General features: G+C 67.6%; 17 protein-coding genes and 1 tRNA gene. 9 read left to right on the top strand and 9 right to left on the bottom strand.

Features of this window, described 5'->3' with window-relative positions; genetic code table 11:
- Positions 1–12: 12 nt before the first annotated feature.
- Positions 13–1053 carry a LacI family DNA-binding transcriptional regulator gene (locus A9974_RS03900; RefSeq protein WP_183002847.1) on the bottom strand — a complete coding sequence of 347 codons (1041 nt, stop codon included), beginning with the start codon at positions 1051–1053 and terminating at the stop codon, positions 13–15.
- A gap of 141 nt (positions 1054–1194) precedes the next feature.
- Between A9974_RS03900 and A9974_RS03905 the strand changes: the two genes are divergently transcribed.
- Complete coding sequence (locus A9974_RS03905) at positions 1195–2535, top strand: MFS transporter (protein ID WP_183002848.1); 1341 nt, start codon at positions 1195–1197, stop codon at positions 2533–2535.
- Positions 2532–3920, top strand: coding sequence for an amidase (locus tag A9974_RS03910; protein ID WP_183002849.1), 1389 nt, complete (start codon positions 2532–2534; stop codon positions 3918–3920). The genes A9974_RS03905 and A9974_RS03910 overlap by 4 nt, the downstream gene beginning before the upstream one ends.
- A gap of 21 nt (positions 3921–3941) precedes the next feature.
- Here A9974_RS03910 and A9974_RS03915 read toward each other — a convergent pair whose 3' ends face one another.
- The gene (locus A9974_RS03915) at positions 3942–5321 is read right to left on the bottom strand and encodes a lysozyme inhibitor LprI family protein (protein ID WP_183002850.1); all 1380 of its coding nucleotides are present in this window, start codon (positions 5319–5321) and stop codon (positions 3942–3944) included.
- A gap of 236 nt (positions 5322–5557) precedes the next feature.
- Here A9974_RS03915 and A9974_RS03920 point away from each other — a divergent pair, with 236 nt between their 5' ends.
- From A9974_RS03920 to A9974_RS03930, 3 genes are read left to right on the top strand one after another with little or no spacing between them, the layout of a single operon-like run.
- Positions 5558–6250, top strand: coding sequence for a MarC family NAAT transporter (locus A9974_RS03920; protein ID WP_255467994.1), 693 nt, complete (start codon positions 5558–5560; stop codon positions 6248–6250).
- The gene (locus A9974_RS03925; protein WP_183002851.1) at positions 6234–7298 is read left to right on the top strand and encodes a DUF4105 domain-containing protein; all 1065 of its coding nucleotides are present in this window, start codon (positions 6234–6236) and stop codon (positions 7296–7298) included. The genes A9974_RS03920 and A9974_RS03925 overlap by 17 nt, the downstream gene beginning before the upstream one ends.
- Positions 7295–7504 (top strand): hypothetical protein, encoded by a 210-nt coding sequence (locus A9974_RS03930; RefSeq protein ID WP_183002852.1) that lies wholly within the window; start codon positions 7295–7297, stop codon positions 7502–7504. The genes A9974_RS03925 and A9974_RS03930 overlap by 4 nt, the downstream gene beginning before the upstream one ends.
- 83 nt (positions 7505–7587) lie before the next feature.
- Here the strand turns inward: A9974_RS03930 and A9974_RS03935 are convergent, their stop codons facing one another.
- Positions 7588–8271: a YoaK family protein gene (locus tag A9974_RS03935; protein ID WP_183002853.1), complete on the bottom strand. Its 684-nt coding sequence runs from the start codon at positions 8269–8271 to the stop codon at positions 7588–7590.
- A gap of 134 nt (positions 8272–8405) precedes the next feature.
- Between A9974_RS03935 and A9974_RS03940 the strand changes: the two genes are divergently transcribed.
- Positions 8406–9230 carry a lysozyme inhibitor LprI family protein gene (locus A9974_RS03940; RefSeq protein WP_183002854.1) on the top strand — a complete coding sequence of 275 codons (825 nt, stop codon included), beginning with the start codon at positions 8406–8408 and terminating at the stop codon, positions 9228–9230.
- 505 nt (positions 9231–9735) lie between these two features.
- Here A9974_RS03940 and A9974_RS03945 read toward each other — a convergent pair.
- From A9974_RS03945 to A9974_RS03960, 4 genes are all read right to left on the bottom strand, one after another.
- A tRNA-Ala gene (locus tag A9974_RS03945) sits at positions 9736–9811 on the bottom strand.
- Between the two features lie 70 nt (positions 9812–9881).
- A complete protein-coding gene (xth, locus tag A9974_RS03950; protein ID WP_183002855.1) occupies positions 9882–10664 on the bottom strand; it encodes an exodeoxyribonuclease III in 783 nt (260 codons plus the stop codon).
- Positions 10665–10718: 54 nt separating this feature from the next.
- Entirely contained in the window at positions 10719–11495 is a 777-nt protein-coding gene (locus A9974_RS03955) for a 3-oxoacyl-ACP reductase (RefSeq protein ID WP_183002856.1), read from the bottom strand.
- A gap of 102 nt (positions 11496–11597) precedes the next feature.
- On the bottom strand, positions 11598–12401 hold the full coding sequence (locus A9974_RS03960) for a FadR/GntR family transcriptional regulator (protein WP_183002857.1): 804 nt from the start codon (positions 12399–12401) through the stop codon (positions 11598–11600).
- Positions 12402–12611: 210 nt separating this feature from the next.
- Here A9974_RS03960 and A9974_RS03965 point away from each other — a divergent pair, with 210 nt between their 5' ends.
- Both A9974_RS03965 and A9974_RS03970 read left to right on the top strand, forming a co-directional pair.
- A complete protein-coding gene (locus A9974_RS03965) occupies positions 12612–14048 on the top strand; it encodes an aldehyde dehydrogenase family protein (protein WP_183003094.1) in 1437 nt (478 codons plus the stop codon).
- A 111-nt stretch (positions 14049–14159) separates the two neighbouring features.
- Entirely contained in the window at positions 14160–14864 is a 705-nt protein-coding gene (locus tag A9974_RS03970; protein WP_183002858.1) for a riboflavin synthase subunit alpha, read from the top strand.
- 53 nt (positions 14865–14917) lie between these two features.
- On the opposite strand, the gene A9974_RS03975 is transcribed toward A9974_RS03970, so the two are convergent.
- Positions 14918–16411 carry a M81 family metallopeptidase gene (locus A9974_RS03975; RefSeq protein WP_183002859.1) on the bottom strand — a complete coding sequence of 498 codons (1494 nt, stop codon included), beginning with the start codon at positions 16409–16411 and terminating at the stop codon, positions 14918–14920.
- An 18-nt stretch (positions 16412–16429) separates the two neighbouring features.
- The gene (locus tag A9974_RS03980; protein WP_183002860.1) at positions 16430–17731 is read right to left on the bottom strand and encodes an MFS transporter; all 1302 of its coding nucleotides are present in this window, start codon (positions 17729–17731) and stop codon (positions 16430–16432) included.
- A 309-nt stretch (positions 17732–18040) separates the two neighbouring features.
- On the opposite strand from A9974_RS03980, the gene A9974_RS03985 reads away from it, so the two are divergent.
- Positions 18041–18955 carry a LysR family transcriptional regulator gene (locus A9974_RS03985; protein ID WP_183002861.1) on the top strand — a complete coding sequence of 305 codons (915 nt, stop codon included), beginning with the start codon at positions 18041–18043 and terminating at the stop codon, positions 18953–18955.
- Positions 18956–19117: the final 162 nt, after the last annotated feature.

Raw genomic sequence — 19117 nt, forward strand, 5'->3', positions numbered from 1 at the left:
GCGGGCGCGCCGTCAACCCGGTATCGGCCGGTCGCTGCTGCCGCGCACCACCAGCGCAGGCGCCAGCCGCACGCTGTCGGGCCGGCCGCCGGCAATCTTCTGCACCAGCAGTTCCAGGCCCAGCCGTCCCATCTGGTGCATGGGCGAGTGAATGGTGGTCAGGCCGATGGGCAGGGCGCCCGCCAGCGGCGTGTCGTTGTAGCCCACGATGGCCACGTCGCGGCCGGCTTCCAGGCCCTGTTCACGCGCCGCGCCCATCACGCCCACCGCCAGGAAGTCGTTGACCGCGAAGATGGCGGTGGGGCGGTCGGGGCCCGCCAGCAGGCGCGCGCCGACATGGCGGCCCGCGTCGGTGTCGAACGGGCTTTCGATACGCCAGTGCGCCGGCACCGCCACGCCGTGGCGTGCACAGGCCGCGAAAAATCCCGCCGAGCGGTCGCGCCCGGTGCTGGCGAACGGTTCGCCGACCATCACCGCGATGCGGCGGTGGCCCATCGCCAGCAGATGTTCGGCGGCCAGCCGGCCGCCTTCGATGTCGTCGCACGTCACCGCGCAATGGTCGTCGGCGTGGCGGCTGACCAGCACGAACGGCACATCGCGTTGCGCCAGCTCGGCCAGCAGGGGATTGACCCCGGCGCCATCGTGGCTGTGCGCGTCGCCCAGGATCAGGCCGTCCACGCGCCGCGCCAGCGCCATCTCGATCAGCTTGCGCTGCTTGTCGGGCACGTCCTGGGTGTTGGACACGAAGGTCAGGTAGCCATGTTCGGCCGCGGCCTCGTCCACGCCTTCGTAGATGGTGGCCAGCACCATGTCCGACAGGCGCGGGACCAGCACGCCGATGGTGCGGCTGCGGCGCGTCTTCAGGCTGGCCGCATGAGGATTGGTTTGATAGTGCAGTTCGGCGGCCAGCGCCCGGATGCGTTTGACGGTGTCGGGCGCGGCGGCGGCGCGCGCGTCGTCCTCGGAACCATTGAGGACGCGGGACACGGTCGAAACGTTCAGACCGAGCTGCCGCGCCAGGCTTTGCAGCGTGACAGGGCGCGATTTATTCATGGGGCTGGAGGATACACGCTCAAATACCTCTGTTGGGTATTCCACGGCAACCTAGGGTTTACACGGTGTCGATTTTTGGTTTCCGACCCCTTAGTATTCCGCAACCCAAACGTTTGGGTAAAACGACTGGATCGAAACGCAATGACAACTGAAACCCAGAATTCCCGGTTCCGCTACCGGATCTTCACCATGGTCGTGCTGCTGGCGCTGATCAATTACATCGACCGCGGCGCCATGTCCTACGCCGCCGCCCACATCACCGGCGAGTACGGCCTGGACCGCGGCGACTGGGGCTCGGTGCTTGGCTATTTCGGCTACGGCTACATGGTCGGCGCGCTGTTCGGCGGCATGCTGGCCGATCACTTCGGCCCGCGCAAAGTCTGGATCGTGGCCGGCGTGACCTGGTCCATCTTCGAGATCGCCACCGCCTGGGCGGGGGATTTCGGCCTGGCCTTCCTGGGCGGCTCGGCGCTGGCCGGCTTTGCCACCATCCGCATCCTGTTCGGCGCGGCCGAAGGCCCGGCGTATTCCATCATCAACAAGACCATCGCCAACTGGGCCACCACCCGCGAGCGCGGCTTCGTGGTGGGCTTCGGCCTGCTCAGCACGCCGCTGGGCGCCTTGCTGACGGCCCCGGTGGCTGTGGGCCTGCTCAGCCTGACCGGCAGCTGGCGCGCCATGTTCTACATCCTGGGCGCGGCCGGCCTGATCGTGCTGGTGTTCTTCATGCGCATCTTCACCGACCGCCCGGAGACCAACCCGCGCGTGTCGCCGGCGGAACTGCAGGAGATCCAGGCCTCGCGCGCCCAGGCCGCGGCCGGTCAGGGCGAGGACGCCCCGGCACTGCCGTGGTGGAGCTTCTTTCGCAGCAAGACCCTGGTGCTGAACACCCTGGGCTACTTCTCGTTCATGTACGTGAACTTCCTGCTGCTGACCTGGACGCCCAAGTACCTGCAGGACAACTTCGGCTATAGCCTGTCGTCGCTCTGGTACATGGGCATGATTCCCTGGACCGGCGCCTGCGTCACCGTGCTGCTGGGCGGCCGCATTTCCGACCTGCTGTTCAAGCGCACCGGCAGCCTGAAGATCGCCCGCAGCTGGTTCGCCGCCGGATGCCTGCTGGCCACCACGCTGTGCTTCCTGCTGGTGTCGCAGGCGCAGTCCGTGTTCGCCGTGATCGCGCTGATGACGCTGGCCAACGCGCTGAACGCGCTGCCCAATTCGGTCTACTGGGCGGTCGTGATCGACACGGCGCCCGCCAACCGCGTCGGCACCTTCAGCGGCCTGATGCACTTTTTCGCCAACATCGCATCGATCCTGGCTCCGACCCTGACGGGCTACCTGGCCGCGCGCCACGGCTATTCGGTCATGTTCGTGGCCGCCTCGGTCGCCACGGCCGTCGGCATGTGTGCGATGCTGCAGGTCCGTCCGGGCGTCGGTCCCCGCCTGCCGTCCGCCTCGCGCCAAGGAGCCACACGATGAATCCGCAACACCCTCTGCCGACCTTGGCCGTCGAACCGGGTTTTTTCGCCGGCCGCACGCTGGCCGAGCTGCAGGACGCCATGCACCGGGGCACCCTTAGCGCCGAAGCGCTGGTGCGCCACAGCGCCGCCGCCATCGAGCGCCTGAACCCGCTGCTCAACGCCTTTGTGCACGTGGACATCGACGCCGCCCTGGCCGCGGCGCGGGCCCTGGACGCCCAGCGCGCGCAGGGCCGGGTGCGCGGTCCGTTGCACGGCATTCCCGTCGCCATCAAGGACAACGTCGATACCGCCGACATGCCCACCACCATGGGTGCCGCGCACTTCCTGGGCCACCGGCCCGCCGCCGACGCCGAATGCGTGGCGCTGTTGCGCGCCGCGGGCGCCATCGTCATCGGCAAGACCCTGACCCACGAATTCGCCTACGGTCCCACCGGCGACCGCAGCGTGCAGGGCGCGGCGCGCAATCCGTGGCGCACCACGCAGATCACGGGCGGCTCCAGCGCCGGCAGCGCGGCCGCCGTCGCGTCCGGCATGGTGCCCGTGGCGCTGGGCACCGACACCGGCGGCTCGGTGCGCGTGCCGTCGGCCTTGTGCGGCCTGGTGGGTTTCAAGCCGACGCACGGCCGCGTGTCGGCGCAGGGCCTGTTTCCGCTGTCGCCCAGCATCGAAGACGCCGGCGTGCTGGCGCAAAACGTCGCCGACGCCCAGGTCTTCATGCAGGCGCTGTCCGGCGGCGGCATCGGTGCATCGGCCGGCGCGGGCTCGGCGGCGCCGCGCATGATGTGGGTGCCGAACGCGCCGTTCGCCATCGACGACCCGGCGGTCACGGCCTGCGTGCGCGCGGCGGCGGTACGTTTCCTGGGGGGGGCGGACGATGCCGGCCTGCTCGATGGCGCCGAGGTCACCCGGCATGCCCGCGCGCTGCAAGGCGCGTTGGGCGCCATCCAGCGCTCCGAAGCCTACGCGGTGCACGCCGAACGCGTCGAGGACGAACCCGAAAAGTTCGACCCCGAAGTCCTGGAACGCCTGCGCGCCTCGCGTCCCGTGCAAGGCTGGGAGTACGTGCGCGCCATCGATACGCGTGCTCGCTTGCGCGCCGTGTTCGCGCAGCTCTTCGAGCGGGTCGACGTGCTGGCCCTGCCGACGGTGGCGATCACCGCACCGGCGTTGCAGCAGCGCAGCGTGGCGGGCCCCGGCAGCGCCGGCGTGCGCGAAACCCTGCTGGGCCTGACCAATCCGTGGAACCTGCTGGGGCTGCCGGCTATCGCCTTGCCGGCCGGCTTCGTGGACGGCATGCCCGTGAGCCTGCAACTGGTGGCGGCCGAAGGATCGGACGCGCGCCTGCTGGCCTTGGCGGCGCAGCACTGGCAACGACCGGCTTGATGCGCGGCGGGGCGACCGGCCTTAGCCGTTGTCGCCCGCCACCGGGCCAATCGACATGTCGGTCTTGATCACGTTGCGCGTGCCGGTCAGGTTGAACGTCTCTTCCTTGCCGTCCGGGCCCGGATCACGGATCCAGAGTTGCGCGGCCAGTCCGTCCTTGCCGTAGCTGCCGAACCAGTCCACCACCCGGCCGATGTAGCAGCGCTGCCCGACATACACGGCCATGTCGCCCACGATTTCATAGCTGTAGTGGCCAGCGCCGAAACTGTAGTAGCTATCGCGGTCGTCCCTGGACACGCCGTCCGGTATCGGGCATAACGGTTCTTCGCCGCTGTAGGCCTCGCGCACCTGGCTGGTATCGATGCCCGTCAATGCGCGGGTCAACGCCGCGTGCAAGGTGTCGTCCAGCGTGCGGGTCGTGCCGTTCTCGTGCTTTTGCTGCTTGGGCACCGACATCCCGTAGCGGTAACGCACCGTCAGCGTCGGCACGTCTCCGATGCGGTGCAGCGGCCGCATCAGGTACACGCGGTCCTGCCCGTAGGCACCCACGCGGTAGGCGACGTAGACACGGTCGCGCAGGCGGATCCAGGTCCCTTCCTGGTTGGCGCCGCGACCGTTGATCGTGTACAGCGACGAACCCGCGTCGCCGTTGGCATCGCCGACATCGCTTGGCACGAAGCGCGCCCCGTCGCGGCGCCAGGCGCTGACATCCGAAAACAGGCCCGTGCCGCCCACGTAGGCATCGATGACCAGGTCGCGCCGTCCGTCGCCGTCCAGGTCCATCAGCGTATAGCCGACGTTGCCGCCCTCGGCCTCGATCTCCAGGCCGGATGCCAGCAGCGCGCGCCATTCGTCGTCCGTCACGCCGTCCGGCCGCGCGGCGGGAAAATGCGCCACGTCATCGCTGTCTTTGTCCCGCACGTTGGAAAACGCCGTCGTGCCGGCCTTGACCGACAGAGTCTCCAGCGCTTTCTCCAGCGCGAACGCCGGATCGTTTGGCCGCGCCGCGTCTACGGCCTGACGCAGGTCGGCCAGCGCCAAGCGATCGGTTTCATCGGGCTGATAACCCTGCGCGCGGGCCAGTTGTCCTTGCAAGGCGCCCACGCGCGCCTCATAGCGCGCACGCAGGCAGGCGGCGTCGGCGCGGCACAGGTCGCGCTGCTTGAGCCAGCCGCGTTGCGTCTGCCGCAGCGCGTCCGCTTGTTGCGGCTGGGCTGCGCGCAGCTTGCCGTACGCCGTGCCGAGTTCGGCGTCCAGCGCGTACAGGCCCGGGTCGGCGCAGATGGTTTTTTCAGTGGGCGTACGGGCCTGCCCGCAATCCATGCCGGCTGCCGCGGCCGCGCCGGGAAACGCAAACGCCAGGGGCAGGGCGGCCGTCAGCCAGTGCGAGCGGAAAGACATCAAGGTGGACACTCCTGTTTGCAAGGGCAAGGATGAACGCGCGCGAGGCAGGCGAACAAGGGGCCAGCCGGGTTTCTAGGCCAGGAAATAAGCCCCGGCGGCAGGGTAATGGAACAAGATATAGGGTAAATACCAGTTTTTGCCTATGCTTGCCATTACAATACGCGCTTAGCGCAATCGAAGTGGGCGGATCATTGCGCGTCTGTCCAGGTCCGCCATTTTTCCCCGCCGCCGCAATGATTGATGATCTGCTTCAACTGGGCAAACTGGTCAGCCTGGGCCTGGCGTTGATGCTGCCGCTGGCCAATCCGCTGACCTCGATGACCCTGCTGCTGTCCCTGGGCCAGCACATTCCCTACAAAGAGCGCGAACGCCAGATCCGGCAGGCCGCCTGTTATGTGGTGGGCATCATGCTGGTCACGTACTACGCTGGTGCCTGGATCATGGCCACGTTCGGCATCTCCATTCCGGGCCTGCGCATCGCCGGCGGCCTGATCGTGGCCAGCATCGGCTTCAGCATGCTGTTCCCGTCTTCCACGGCCACCGATGAACGCGAGGCCGATGTGGCGGCCGACGTGGCGGTGCACCGCCAGGTGCCCAACATTGCCTTCGTGCCGCTGGCGCTGCCCGGCACCGCAGGGCCGGGCACCATCGCCATGATCATCAGCGCGGCCTCCACGGTGGGCGGCGAAACCGCCGGGCATTATCCGGCCTGGACCATCGCGGTCACGCCCATTATCGTGTTCGTCCTGCTGGGCCTGCTGTTCTGGGTTTGCCTACGCTCGGCCGGGCGCATCGTCGCCCTGATCGGCAATACCGGCGTGGAAGCCATTTCCCGCGTCATGGGCTTTTTGCTGGTGTGCATGGCGGTGCAGTTCGTCATTAACGGCGTCCTGGAAATCGTGAGTCAACATGGCGCCGGTTCCTGACGCTGCGCGGCCGGGCCTGGCCAAACGCTGCCTGCGGGTGCTGGGCCGGATCGCGCTGAGCCTGCTGATGGTGTTTGCCCTGGCCTGGGCCTGCCTGGCGCTGTGGTATCAGGGGCCAGCGGCTCTGTGGGCCAGGATCCTCTTGATGCTGTTGTGGGCCGCGCTGGGCCTGTATGCGCTGCTGCGTCTGTGGCACGGCGTTGGCCGGCTGCGGCGCCGGCCCGCGCTGTGGGCGTATCTGGCGGCGCTGGTGCTGCTGGCGGCCTGGTGGCAAGGCATCGCGCCGTCCAACGACCGGGTCTGGGCCGACGATGTCTCCAAGACGCTGCGCGGCAGCGTCGCCGGCAATATCGTCACGCTGGACAACGTGCGCGATTTCAAATGGCGTTCCGACGCTGACTACATCCAACGCTGGGAAACCCGCGTCTACGACCTCGATGCCTTGCAGTCGGTGGACATGGTGCTGTCCTATTGGGACGGCCCGGCCATCGCCCACACGCTGGTGTCGTTCGGCTTTGCCGACGGCCGTCACGTGGTGTTTTCGGTCGAAATCCGCAAAGAGCGGAGCGAGCAATTCTCCGAGCTGGGCGGATTCTTCAAGAAATTCGAACTCAGCGTGGTGGCCGCCGATGAGCGCGACGTGCTCTACGTGCGCGCCGGCCCACGCGCGGAAAACGTCTATATCTACCCGGTCAAGATGCCGCTGCCGGAAATGCGTGAGCTGTTCCTGTCGTACGTGCGCACCGCCAACGAACTGGCCGACACGCCGCGGTTCTATCACACCGTCACCGCCAACTGCACGACGCTCGTCTACCGCATGGTGCGGGCCATCGTGCCGGGCTTGCCGCTGGACTACCGCATCCTGCTGTCGGGCTATCTGCCCGAATACCTGTACGACCAGGGCGGGCTGGACACCAGCCTGCCGCTGCAGACCCTGCGCGAGCGCGGCTTCGTCGGCATCCCGCCGATCCTGGGCGAAGACTCGATCGGGTTCTCGCGCTCGATCCGCCGTCACTTGCGCGCCGGGCAGGCCGAGGGGAATCCATGATCTCGGGCCGCGCCATCTTGCTGACCCTGCTGCTCGGGCTGCTGGTATGCCTGGCGGTGCGCGCACCGGGCGTGTGGCTCTATGACGCCATCGCCCGCCGTCTGCGGCGCCGCCAGTCAGCCGCTTCCCGGCCCGATGCGAATCGCCCACCGGGCAAGCCCGGAGCCGCTTCCCGGGGCACGGAGCAGGTCCGTCAGCTGGGCTAGGGCCTGTCAACCCTAAAGAGGCGCTTTCTAGTGTGAACAGGCCCTAGGGCAGTCTGCCCGGGCAGGTCCGCTTGCGGATGAGGTCAGCCAGGGTAATGCCGGGCCAATCCCTGGCCGGCCAGCGAAATCACCGGCGGCAACACAAAGGCCCACAGTCCGATGCCGGCATGCAGCAGCGCGGCTGCGCCACAACCCATCGCAAACGCCAGCACCGCGCGGCTCATGCGTGCCATGCGCTGCCTGCCGGCATCGCTGCGCTCGCCGCGCGCGGCGTCCGCGAGGTCCAGCATGATCTGCGTGGTGGTGCCGGTCATCAGCGTCGACGGCGGCGCGGCGCCCAGGTGCACGCGATGCACCGCGTTCTGGATCGACATCGCCAGCACCAGCGTCATGCCGGTGGCGAACAGCCCCCAGGTGTCACCGACCGGAAACGGCCCCCACTTCAGAGCGATCGCGGCCGCCACGCACAACAGCAGCGTCTTGGCCATCAGGAGCCGCATGAACACCGGCCGGCCCGCGTCGCGCCGCGACTGGCCGTACAGTCGCGCCAGGAACACGCCCAGGCAGAACACCGGCAACGCCGCCAGCTTGGTCCACGCGCCCGTCGCGCCGTTGCCCAGCGCATAGCCGATGGTCACGAAGTTGCCGGTCACGTGCGCGGAAAACAGCCCATGCAGCGCAATGAATCCCAAAGTGTCGACATAGCCGCCGTTCAGGCTCAGCAGCAGGGGCAGGCGTTCATCGGTGGGCGCGGCGGGGGTGGGCATGGGCTGGTGGATCCGGTGGCAAGGCGTGAAACGATGCGTGGATGATGGGGTTGTAGCGCAGTTCGGAGGGACCGGCCAGGCCGCGTGATGCCTGGGATAAGATAAGCGCCCGGACGCAAAGCCAGTCATCCAACATGCCTATTTTCCCGGCCACCGCCGACCATTGCCTGAATACCCCTGCGGCGTATGCGCGCCGTCGCCCGTTCTTGCGCGCCATGGCGGCCGCCGCGGCCCTGTCGCTATCCGCCTTGGCTGCCCCGGCCCGCGCCGAAGCCCTCCTGGTGGTCGACCTGCTCGACATGGCACGCAATGGCGACCAGGCCGCGGCCCTGCTGGGCGTCATCGCCATCGACCGCAACGAAGAGCAGTCCGCCGAAAGCCCCGTCCAGTCCGGCGCCTGCAGCGGCCCCGTGCCGCAGGACATCAACACCGAGGGGCCTTGCTACGCCGTCGAGCTGCGCGACAGCCACCAGCAGATATCCAATCTGCGTTCCGACGTGGTGGCCCACTTGGGCAACACCGACTACCTGTTGCTGCGCTGGCGCACGTCGCCGGTGGGCAATGCTTCCGCCGCCGATGCCGGCGGCCGCTTCTTCCAGGCCAAGGTCGGTTACAACGGTTTCTACAACGGCAACCAGGACGAATTCTTCGATCTCAGCCGCCTGCCCGGCGAACTGGACCCGAATCGTCCTTACGCCTTTCTGCAGCAGTACTACGACGATCGCCTGAATCAGATCTACCGCCACACCCTGGCGGCCCCAGCGATGCGCGTCGAGGACGCCGACGCGCTGCGCCAAGCGCAACGCGAATGGCTCAAGAAGACCAAAAGCGTGTGCGGCGCCGAGGAAATGGCCGAACCCGAAACCCACGCCCGCTGTGTGGCCGAACGTAGCGCCCAGCGCGTCTGGGAAATCAAGGCGTTGCGGCTGGAGTGGGGCGTGGCGCAGGACTTGAGATAGCGCTTGCAGGCGCGCGCCGCGCGGTATTGCCGCGACCGGGCCCGGAAAAATATGTGAATGCTGTTACTCCGCGTTTCTGGCGGCTGCCGGACGCGGCCACGGATCGGCGGCCATTGATAGACTGCGTGCATGGGTGTGGCGTCGATGCTGCGCGACCACGTCCTTGCACGGAGAGCAATCATGAGCACTTGGGAATTGGCCAGTACCGTTGCCGTCTTGGCCGCGGCGGCTGGTGGCGTGCTGATGCATTATCCGGGCGCGGTTTTCTACGACATCGTCGCAACAAGGCTCAGGCGTCAGCCGTCTGCCCGGCCTGGCGCGGCGTCGCCGCAACCGTCCTCCCGCCCGGGCATCGCGCCGCCCATGCCGGCCGCCAGGCTGCATGACTTGTTGCGGTAAAGCGGGCCCCGGCGCGTTTGCGCCCACTGCCGCGGGTTTTTCACGCCGATTGCGCCAAAAACAAAAAAGCCCTGGACGTACGTCCAAGGCTTTTCTGTCTGGAATTTGGTGGAGCGGAGGAGGATCGAACTCCCGACCTTCGCATTGCGAACGCGACGCTCTCCCAGCTGAGCTACCGCCCCAATCAAGCAAGACCAAAACTATACAGGAATATTTACGGGCCGTGCAAGCGTGCGGCCCGCGATATTTTCTTCAGTCAAAGGCCAGCGTCGCCACGACCGGCGCGTGGTCGGACGGCTGCTCGTTGCGGCGCGGTTCCTTGTCGATGACGCAGGCCGTGCAGCGCTTGACCAGCGGGGCCGACAGCAGGATGTGGTCGATCCGCAGGCCGGCGTTGCGGCGGAAGGCGAACTGGCGGTAGTCCCACCACGAAAACGACTTCTCGGGTTGCTCGAACAGGCGGAAGGAGTCGGCCAGCCCCAGGCCGATCAGCTGGTTCAGCGCCTGGCGTTCGGGTTCGGACACCAGCACCTGGCCTTCCCATTTCTCGGGGTTGTGCACGTCTTCGTCGGCCGGGGCGACGTTGTAGTCGCCCAGCACGGCCAGGCGGGGGTATTGCTTGATCTCTTCGGCCAGCCAGGCGTGCATGGCCGCGAACCATTCCAGCTTGTAGGCGTATTTGTCCGAACCCACGGCCTGGCCGTTGGGGCAGTACGCGCAGACCACGCGCACATCGCCCTCGGGACTGGGGAAGGTCAGCGCCAGCACGCGTTGTTGGGGGTCTTCGTAGCCCGGAATGTTGCGGACCATGGACGTGCCCGGCACGCGCGACACGATGGCCACGCCGTTGTACGTCTTCTGGCCCGCCCAGACGGCGTGGTAGCCGGCTTCCTGGAAGGCGGCTTGCGGAAACTTGTCGTCGGTCAGTTTCAGTTCCTGGATGCACAGCACGTCGACGGGATTGGCAGCCAGCCAGTCCAGCACCTGGGGCAGGCGCACATTCAGGGAGTTGACATTCCAGGTGGCTAATTTCATGTTTCGCGTAAACCTTGTATTGATGCGGCCCGATGATACCGCGCCCGTGCCGGCTTATCCCTTCACCAGTCCGCCGTCCACGATCAGGTTCTGCCCCGTCACCGCGCGCGACCACGGGCTGGCGAAGAACAGCACTGCGTCGGCGAACTGGTCCGGGGTGGTCACTTCGCGCAGCGGCGTGCCGGCGGCGATCATGTCGAACACGGCGTCCGGCGTGGCGGCCGACGCGTCGGTGGTGCGCAATAGGCCGCCGGACACCATGTTGACGGTGATGCCGTCCGCGCCCAGCTCGTGCGACAGGGTGCGGGTGAAGGCAAGCAGGGCGGCCTTGGCGGCGGTGTAGTCGTGGTACGGCACCACCGGGTTCTGGACCAGGTTGGTGCCCACGTTGATGATGCGGCCGCCGCCGGCGGCACGCATCAGCGGCAGCACGGCCTGGGTGGTGTTCAGGGCGGCGCGCACGCTGCCCTCGAGCTGCGCATTCATCTGCGCCCAGTTCAGGGTGTCGGCGTGCGCACGGGCATCGCCATTGAACTGGAAAGCGGGCAGGGCATTGTTGACCACCGTGCTGACGGGCCGGCCATAGTGCTGGCTGGCGCGAGCCACCATGGCGGCCACCGCATCGGCGTCGCGCACGTCGGCCTGTACGGCCAGCGCGCGCTCGGGGGCGCTGGCGGCCAGTTCGCGGGCCTGGGCCTCGCTGTGCAGATAGTTGATGACGACGCAGGCGCCTTCGCGCAGGAAGGCGCGGGCGATGGCCGCGCCCAGGCCGCGGCTGGCGCCGGTGACGATGACGAGTTGCTGGTTCAGGTTCAAAACGGGACGTTGCATGGGGGCAGTGTGGCGCGCCAGGACGCGCGGATTGGATTCAAGATAAGCGTTGCCGGCTGGTCGCGCGGCGGGGGGGCGTGACCGGCCGGCGGTGGCTCGGGTTCAGTGTTCCGAGCCGCTGTTGAGCATGCGGCTACGGGCTTTTTCGATGTGGGCGAGCATGATGTGGCGGGCGCCGTCGGCGTCCTGCTGCTGGATCAGGCGGTAGATCTGGCGATGCTCGTCGATGGCAGCGCGGGTGCGCTTCCAGGGTTCGCTGTGGACCAGGTGGCGCATCACGTTGACCGCGTGGCTGACGTCGTATTCCAGCGACTTGAGCACCTGCACGAAGCGCTGGTTGCCGGTGGCCGTGGCGATGGCGCGGTGAAAGCCGTAGTCGTAGTGGTGGGCGATGGCGCCGGCGGCGTCGGCGGCTTCGTAGCCGGTCAGCATGCGGTCCATTTCGTGCAGGTCTTCGTCGGTGCGGCGCAGGGCGGCCAGGTAGGCGCATTCGGGTTCGATGATCCGGCGCAGTTCCAGCCCTTCCAGGATGTGGCCGACCCGCCGGGCCGGGTCCACGGCGGGCATGCCGCCCATCAGGTCGGGCTTGGCGCGCACGTAGCTGCCAGACCCGCGGATCGACTCGACCAGCTGGTCTTCGCGCAGCCGGTCGAGCGCCTGGCGCACGACGGGGCGCGACACCTCGAACAGCGCGGCCAGTTCCAGCTCGGTCGGCAGCTTGGCGCCGGGTGCGATCTTGCCGGTGGCGATGGCGTAGAACAGGCTTTCGTAGACGCGTTCGGCGAAGCGCTCGGCGCGCACATAGCCCAGGCCGGACGCCACTTCCGCCAGGACATCCAGTTCAGGGCGCGGCCGGCTGGCCGCGAGCAGCAGCTTGTCCAGCTGCGGGTCACGCACATTGCTCATCGCTAGGCTCCACCGGTCTGGCCGGCAGGTTTGTAATTCATCATGACAAATCGGGCGGGCGGCAGGGGTATCGGATGATGGCCAAACATCTAGGGATTTCCCCAGGGAGGCTGGAATTATCCTGAAGCTTGGGACGGAAGGTGTCAATTCAATTGACAAATTGGGGAGGGCTCCCGTACCTTGCTTTGAACCTCACACTTTACCGTGCACATCGTGACTCAGAAGAACTTTATCGCCAACCAATGGGTGGCCGCCGCCACCGGTGAAACCATTGCCGTCCTGAACCCGTCCGATGGCAAGCCCTTCGACGCCATCGCGCGTTCGGGCGAAGCGGATGTGGACCGTGCGGTGCAGGCCGCGCGCCAGGCCTTCGAGGGCGAATGGGGCCAGATGGCGCCCGCCGCGCGCAGCCGCCTGCTGATGCGCATTGCCTTCGCGCTGCTGGAACGCCAGGAAGAACTGGCGCAACTGGAGTCGGCCGATGCCGGCAAGCCGATCAAGCAGGCGCGCGCCGATGCGGCCGCCGTGGCCCGCTATTTCGAGTTCTATGCCGGCGCGGTGGACAAGCTGCACGGCGAGACCATTCCCTACACCCCGGGCTTTACCGTGCTGACCGTGCGCGAGGCGCATGGCGTGACGGGCCATATCGTGCCGTGGAACTATCCGCTACAGATCTTCGGCCGCAGCGTGGGCGCCGCGTTGGCCGCGGGCAACGCCTGCGTCGTCAAGCCGGCCGAAGACGCCTGCCTGTCGCTGCTCAAGGTTGCCGAGATTGCCGCCGAAGTCGGGCTGCCGCCGGGCGCGCTGAACATCTGCACGGGCTATGGCCACGAGGCCGGCGCGGCACTGTCGGCGCACCCCGGCATCGACCACATTTCGTTCACCGGTTCGCCGCAGACGGGCAAGCTGGTGGCGCACGCCGCCGCCGACAACCACGTGCCGGTCACGCTGGAACTGGGCGGCAAGTCGCCGCAGATCGTGTTCGACGATGCCGACCTGGACGCCGCGATGCCGGTGCTGCTGGCCGCCATCATCCAGAACGCCGGCCAGACCTGCTCGGCCGGCAGCCGCGTGCTGATCCAGCGCGGCGTCTACGAAACAGTGCTGTCCCGCCTGTCCGACGCCTTCTCGGCCACAGTGACCGGCCCGGCCGCGCAGGACCTGGACGTCGGTCCGCTGATCAGCGCCCGCCAGCACGACCGCGTGCGCGGCTTCCTGGCCGAAGCCGAAGCCGAAGGCCTGAAGGTTGCCGCGCGCGGCAAGCTCAAGGACGGCGCGCCCGATGCCGGTTTCTACCAGACGCCGGTGCTGTTCCGCGACGTGCCGCCCAACAGTCGCCTGGCGCAGGAAGAGGTCTTTGGCCCCGTCTTGGCCGCGATGGTGTTCGACACCGAGGAAGAAGCCCTGGAAATCGCCAATGGCACGCTCTACGGTTTGGTGGCGGGCGTCTGGACCCGCGACGGCGGCCGCCAGTTGCGCCTGGCGCGCAAGCTGCGCGCCGGCCAGGTGTTCGTCAACAACTACGGCGCCGGCGGCGGCGTGGAATTGCCTTTCGGCGGTTCGCGCCAATCGGGCTACGGCCGCGAAAAGGGCTTCGAGGCGCTGTACGGCTTCACCACCCTGAAGACCATCGCCATCCGCCACTGATCCGGCGGCGGCGGGGCGCCACGCCCCGCCCGCAGGCGGGCGCCCGGTGGCAAAATATCGGTTAACTTTGATGTTTTGCCAGGGGCGCCATGCCCCGTATCCAGGATCAGCATGTTCACCGGTATTGTTCAAGGCACCGCGAAGATCGCGAAAATCGCGGACCGCGAAGGCCTGCGCACGTTCACACTGGCGTTTCCCGACGGCTTTTGCAAGGACCTGGCCATCGGCGCCAGCGTCTCGACGGACGGCGTCTGCCTGACCGTCACTGAAATCCTCGACGCCAACCAGGCCACCTTCGATGTCATGTTGCAGAGCCTGGCCATCACCACGCTGGGCAGCTACCAGGAAGGCGACCGCGCCAACGTCGAACGCGCCGCCAAGGACGGCGCCGAGATCGGCGGCCATCCGCTGTCGGGCCATGTGGATTTCACGTCCGACGTCGTGATGGTGAAGTCCTCGGACACCAACCGTCTGATGCGCTTTTCCATTCCCGAGGCGTTTCGCAAGTACGTGTTCGCCAAGGGCTACATCGCCATCAACGGCGCCAGCCTGACCGTGTCGGAAGTGAACCGCGCCGAAGGCTGGTTCGAAGTCTGGCTGATCCCCGAAACCCGTCGCATGACGGTATTTGAAGACAAGCAGGTGGGCGATTCGGTCAACATCGAAATCGAACGCAGCACCCAGGTGGTGGTGGACACCGTGCGCGAAACCGTCCAGGAAAGCCTGGGCCGCCTGCAGCCCCTGCTGGAAGCCATCCTGAAAGAAAAAGGGCTGACGCTGGAAGACTTCGTCAGCCCGCAGGGCAAGCTCAAGTAACTCAGGCAATGCGCGGCGCGGCGGCAGCCATGCCGCTTGCCGCGCCTGCTCGCTTACCTGGTAAACGCGCGTCCCAGCGGCTTGACGCGGATGCCCGGCTGCAGCCGGGTCCAGGGCAGGTCGGCAGGGTCGGCCTGCATCGGCCCCGGCGCCTTGGCTACCAGCACCTCATGCGCAATCGGCTGGAAGTCGGCGCGAAAGTGCACCGAGCTCTTCACCACCAGGATGGCCATTTCCTCGGGCTGCACGCCGCCCACGCGGAACAGGTTGCGGTCCAGCATCTGTGTCTTGGTGGCGCTGACCACCACGCGCACGCCGCCCAGCCGCAGGCCGGCCACCGCTGCCAGATCCACATCCATGCCATGCATCATCGGGCCGTCAAAGCGCAGCTTGCCGGGCGATAGCGTTTCGACCACGAACTCGCCTTCGAAGGGCGCATCGCCCGCTACGCCGGACTGGCCGCCCAGGCGCAGCCGGACGGTATTGCCCACGCCGGCGGCAGTGGCCTGGCGCACGGCGTCGGGGTCGTAGAACAGCCCCAGCGCGGCGTTCTGCGCATCCGCCTCGACCAGCGCGCGCAGCATGCCGGTGGTGTTGGCGTCGCCGCCGGCGCCCGGGTTGTCCTGGGTGTCGGCGATGACCACGGGCCGGGACGCGCCGGCCGCCAGCGCCTGCGCCCGCTTGACGGCGTCGGCGGGGGCCAGAAAGTCCGGCGACCACTGCGGTTCCAGTTCCAGCACGCGCTGGTACAGCGCTTCGGTCACGCGTTCGACCGCGGCGGCGTCGGTGCCGTAGGCCCAGACCACGGGCCCGCATTCCGGAAAGTCCGCCGCCGGAAAGCCCGGCGCGAACGAAATCGATGCCACGCCCGGCGTCTGCTCCAGGCGCGCTAGTTCCTCGTACACGCCCTGCGACGGCTGCAGCAGCGTGCACATGCCGTTGATGGGGATCAGGAAGGGCAGGCGGCGCTCGGCCCGCACCCACTTGCCGCCGGCCGCGATGCGCGCGGCCAGCAGGCGCGCGGCATGTTCGCCGGTGTCGGCCATGTCCACGTGCGGATAGGTGCGGAACGCGGCCAGGCCATCGGCCTCTTGCAGCATCTGCGCGGTGACGTTGGCGTGCAGGTCCAGGCTGGCCACCACCGGCAGGTCCGGGCCCGCCACGGCGCGCACTCGCGCCAGCAGCTCGCCTTCGCCGTCGTCCAGGTGCTCGGCCACCATGGCGCCGTGCAGGTCCAGGTAGATGGCGTCGTAGCCGCCGGCGCGCGCGGCGTCGACGATCTCGCCGGCGATGCGCTCATAGGCGTCACGGGTGACGTGGGCCGAGGGGCTGGCGCCGGCCCAGATCACGGTGCTGACGCTGTGGCCGTCGGCCAGCGCGGCGTTGATGAAGCCGCCCGCGGGGATGTTGACTTCGCGCAGCGCCAGCACGTCTTGTCCGCGCACCATGGCCGGAAAGCCTTCGCCACGCACGAAGTTCTCGTAGGCGGCCTTGGAAGGCGCGAAAGTATTGGTTTCATGCTGGAAGCCAGCCACCAGGATGTGCATGATCGATTCCTAGGTTCGTCAGGCGCGCGCGGGCGCGGATTGTGGAGGACGGTTCACGAGCAGCAGCAGGGCGCCGGCCACCAGCAACGCGGAGATCACGTACAGGCCGCCGGCCAGGCTGCCGGTGGCCTGTTTGGACCAGCCGATGATGGATGGGCTGAGAAAGCCGCCCAGCAGGCCGATGCTGTTGATCAACGCGATGCCGCCGGCCGCGGCCTCGCCTTGCAGGTACTGCGACGGGATGGCCCAGAATACCGTGTATGCCGCCCACATGAACCCCGTGGCCAGCGTGATGGCCGTCAGGGATAGCGCGAATTGCGTCGGCGCGGCAGTGGCCACGCACAGGGCGATGCCCGCCAGCAGCGCGGGCGCCAGCGTATGCCAGCGGCGCTCGCGGCGGCGGTCCGAACTGCGCGCGAATGCCAGCATGAAGATGGCCGCGGCCACGTACGGAATCGCCGAATACAGGCCGATCTCCATGGTGTCCTGCACACCCGCCAGCTTGAGCAGGGTGGGCAGCCAGAAGCTCACGGCGTAAATGCCGCAGATCAGGCAGAAGTAGGTCAGCGCCATGCCGTAGATGGCCGGGTCGCGCAGCACCTGGGCAAAGGCATGCTTCTTCTTCGCGCCGCGGCTTTCCAGGTCGGCCGCGAGCAGGGCCTTTTCGTCGGCGCTGAGCCAGCGGGCGTCGGCCGGCTTGTCGTCCAGGAAGCGAAAGGCGATGACGCCCAGCAGCACGCAGGGCAGGCCTTCGAGCAGGAACATCCATTGCCAGCCATCCAGTCCGTGCGCGCCGGAAAACGCCGTCATGATCCAGGCCGATACCGGGCCGCCGACGATGCCGCCGATGGGGCCGGCCAGCATCACCACGGCCATCACGCCGGCCATGCGCGACTGCGAATACCAGTAGGTCAGGTAGAAGATCATGCCGGGCGCGAAGCCGGCTTCGAACACACCCAGCATGAAGCGCAGGACATAGAAGCTCCATTCGCCCTGCACGAACAGCATCGAGGCCGACGTCAGGCCCCACAGCACCATGATGCGGCTGATGGTGCGGCGCGCGCCGATGCGGGTCAGCAACAGGTTGCTGGGCACCTCGAACATGACGTAGCCCAGGAAGAAAATCCCGGCGCCCAGGCCGTAGACGGCATCCGAGATGCCGATGTCCTGCTGCATCTGCAGCTTGGCAAAGCCGATGTTGATGCGGTCCAGGTAGGCGAACACATAACAGAGCAGCAGGAACGGCAGCAGGCGCCACGTGATCTTGCGGTAAAGCGGGGCCAGGCGCGGATCGGCGGCTGGCGTGGCCTGATGGGGCATGGTCGGGTCTCCTCGCGCGGATCTGCGCCCGCGGCGGCTGAAATAAGGTGTGGCGGGCCCGGGCGGGTCCGCGCGGCGTCCATATTGCGAGAGCCGGATGTTCTAAACAATGACCAGGGTGATAAATTATCGTTGCCTTCAGGGCAACACAATGGTCGATTCGGCTGGCCGCGCGTCCGGCAACACGATCGGCCGCTCGACAGGGCCACACATAGAACAGGACGCAGCGAAGGACGGTTGCGCGGCCGGGGGCGGCGGGGGCGCCGTCCCCGGCCGCCTCGCCTGCGACGCGTCAAACGGGGAAGCACCATGCAGGAAATCAGCCAGACGCGCCTGAAGTACTTCAACGAGGTCGTCGCCTGCGGTTCGATCCGCGGGGCGGCGGACAAGCTGGGCACCGCGCCGTCGGTCATCAGCCGCCAGATCCAGCTGCTGGAAAAGGAGCTGGGCGTGGCGCTGTTCGAGCGGCGCTCGCGCGGGCTCACGCCCACCGAGGCCGCCGATATGCTGCTGGAATACCATCGCGGTTGCCGCGCACAGCAGGAACACCTGAACGCGCGGCTGCAGGAATTGCGCGGCATGCGTCGCGGCAATGTGCATTTGATGATCAGCGAGGGCTTCATCGACAGCCTGATGGAGCACGTGGTCGGGCCGTTCTGCATCGAGCATCCGCAGATCAATATCAGCGTCAATGTGGGCTCGGTGAACGAAGTGGTCGAGGCCGTGGCCACCGATGCCGCGCACATCGGCCTGGCCTACAACCCGCCGGTGGATCCGCGCTTGCGTTGCCGCCTCAGCCGCAAGCATCCCGTCTGCCTGCTGGCGGCGCGGGGGCACGCGCTGGCCCGGCATCGCGCGCCGCTGACCATCGCCGACATCCTGCCGTATCCGTTCGCGTTGATGTCCGCGCCCTATGGGCTGCGCCAGGCGGTGGACCTGCTGGAATTCACCGAACGCATCCACCTGACGCCCAGCCTGACCACCAATTCGCTGCGCGTGCTCAAGCAGTACGCCATGAGCGGGGCGGGCGTGACGCTGATGCCCAGCCTGGGGGGGCATCATGAATTGGCCAGTGGCGAATTGGTCGCGCTGCCAATCGCGCATCCGATCCTGAGCGCACCGGAATGCCAGATGCTGCTGCGTCTGGGGCGGCCGTTGTCGTCAGCGGCCAATGATGTGGCGCGGCGGATCGAGCAGCGGTTGCCGGCCTTTGCCGCGCATTGACGAATCGGGTCGGCTCGCTTCCGTCGGCGCGAACGAGCCGCGCGGGCGGATGGGGATCCGGTCGGCGAGGCGTCCGTGGCGGCCGCCAGGCGGCCCGCTATCGAGGGTCGTGGGCGGCCTTTTCGCATGAAAAATGGGAACCTTCCGATCGGGCGCGGATCC

Source organism: Achromobacter sp. UMC71 (assembly GCF_014170305.1).
Taxonomy (GTDB): Bacteria; Pseudomonadota; Gammaproteobacteria; order Burkholderiales; family Burkholderiaceae_B; genus Achromobacter.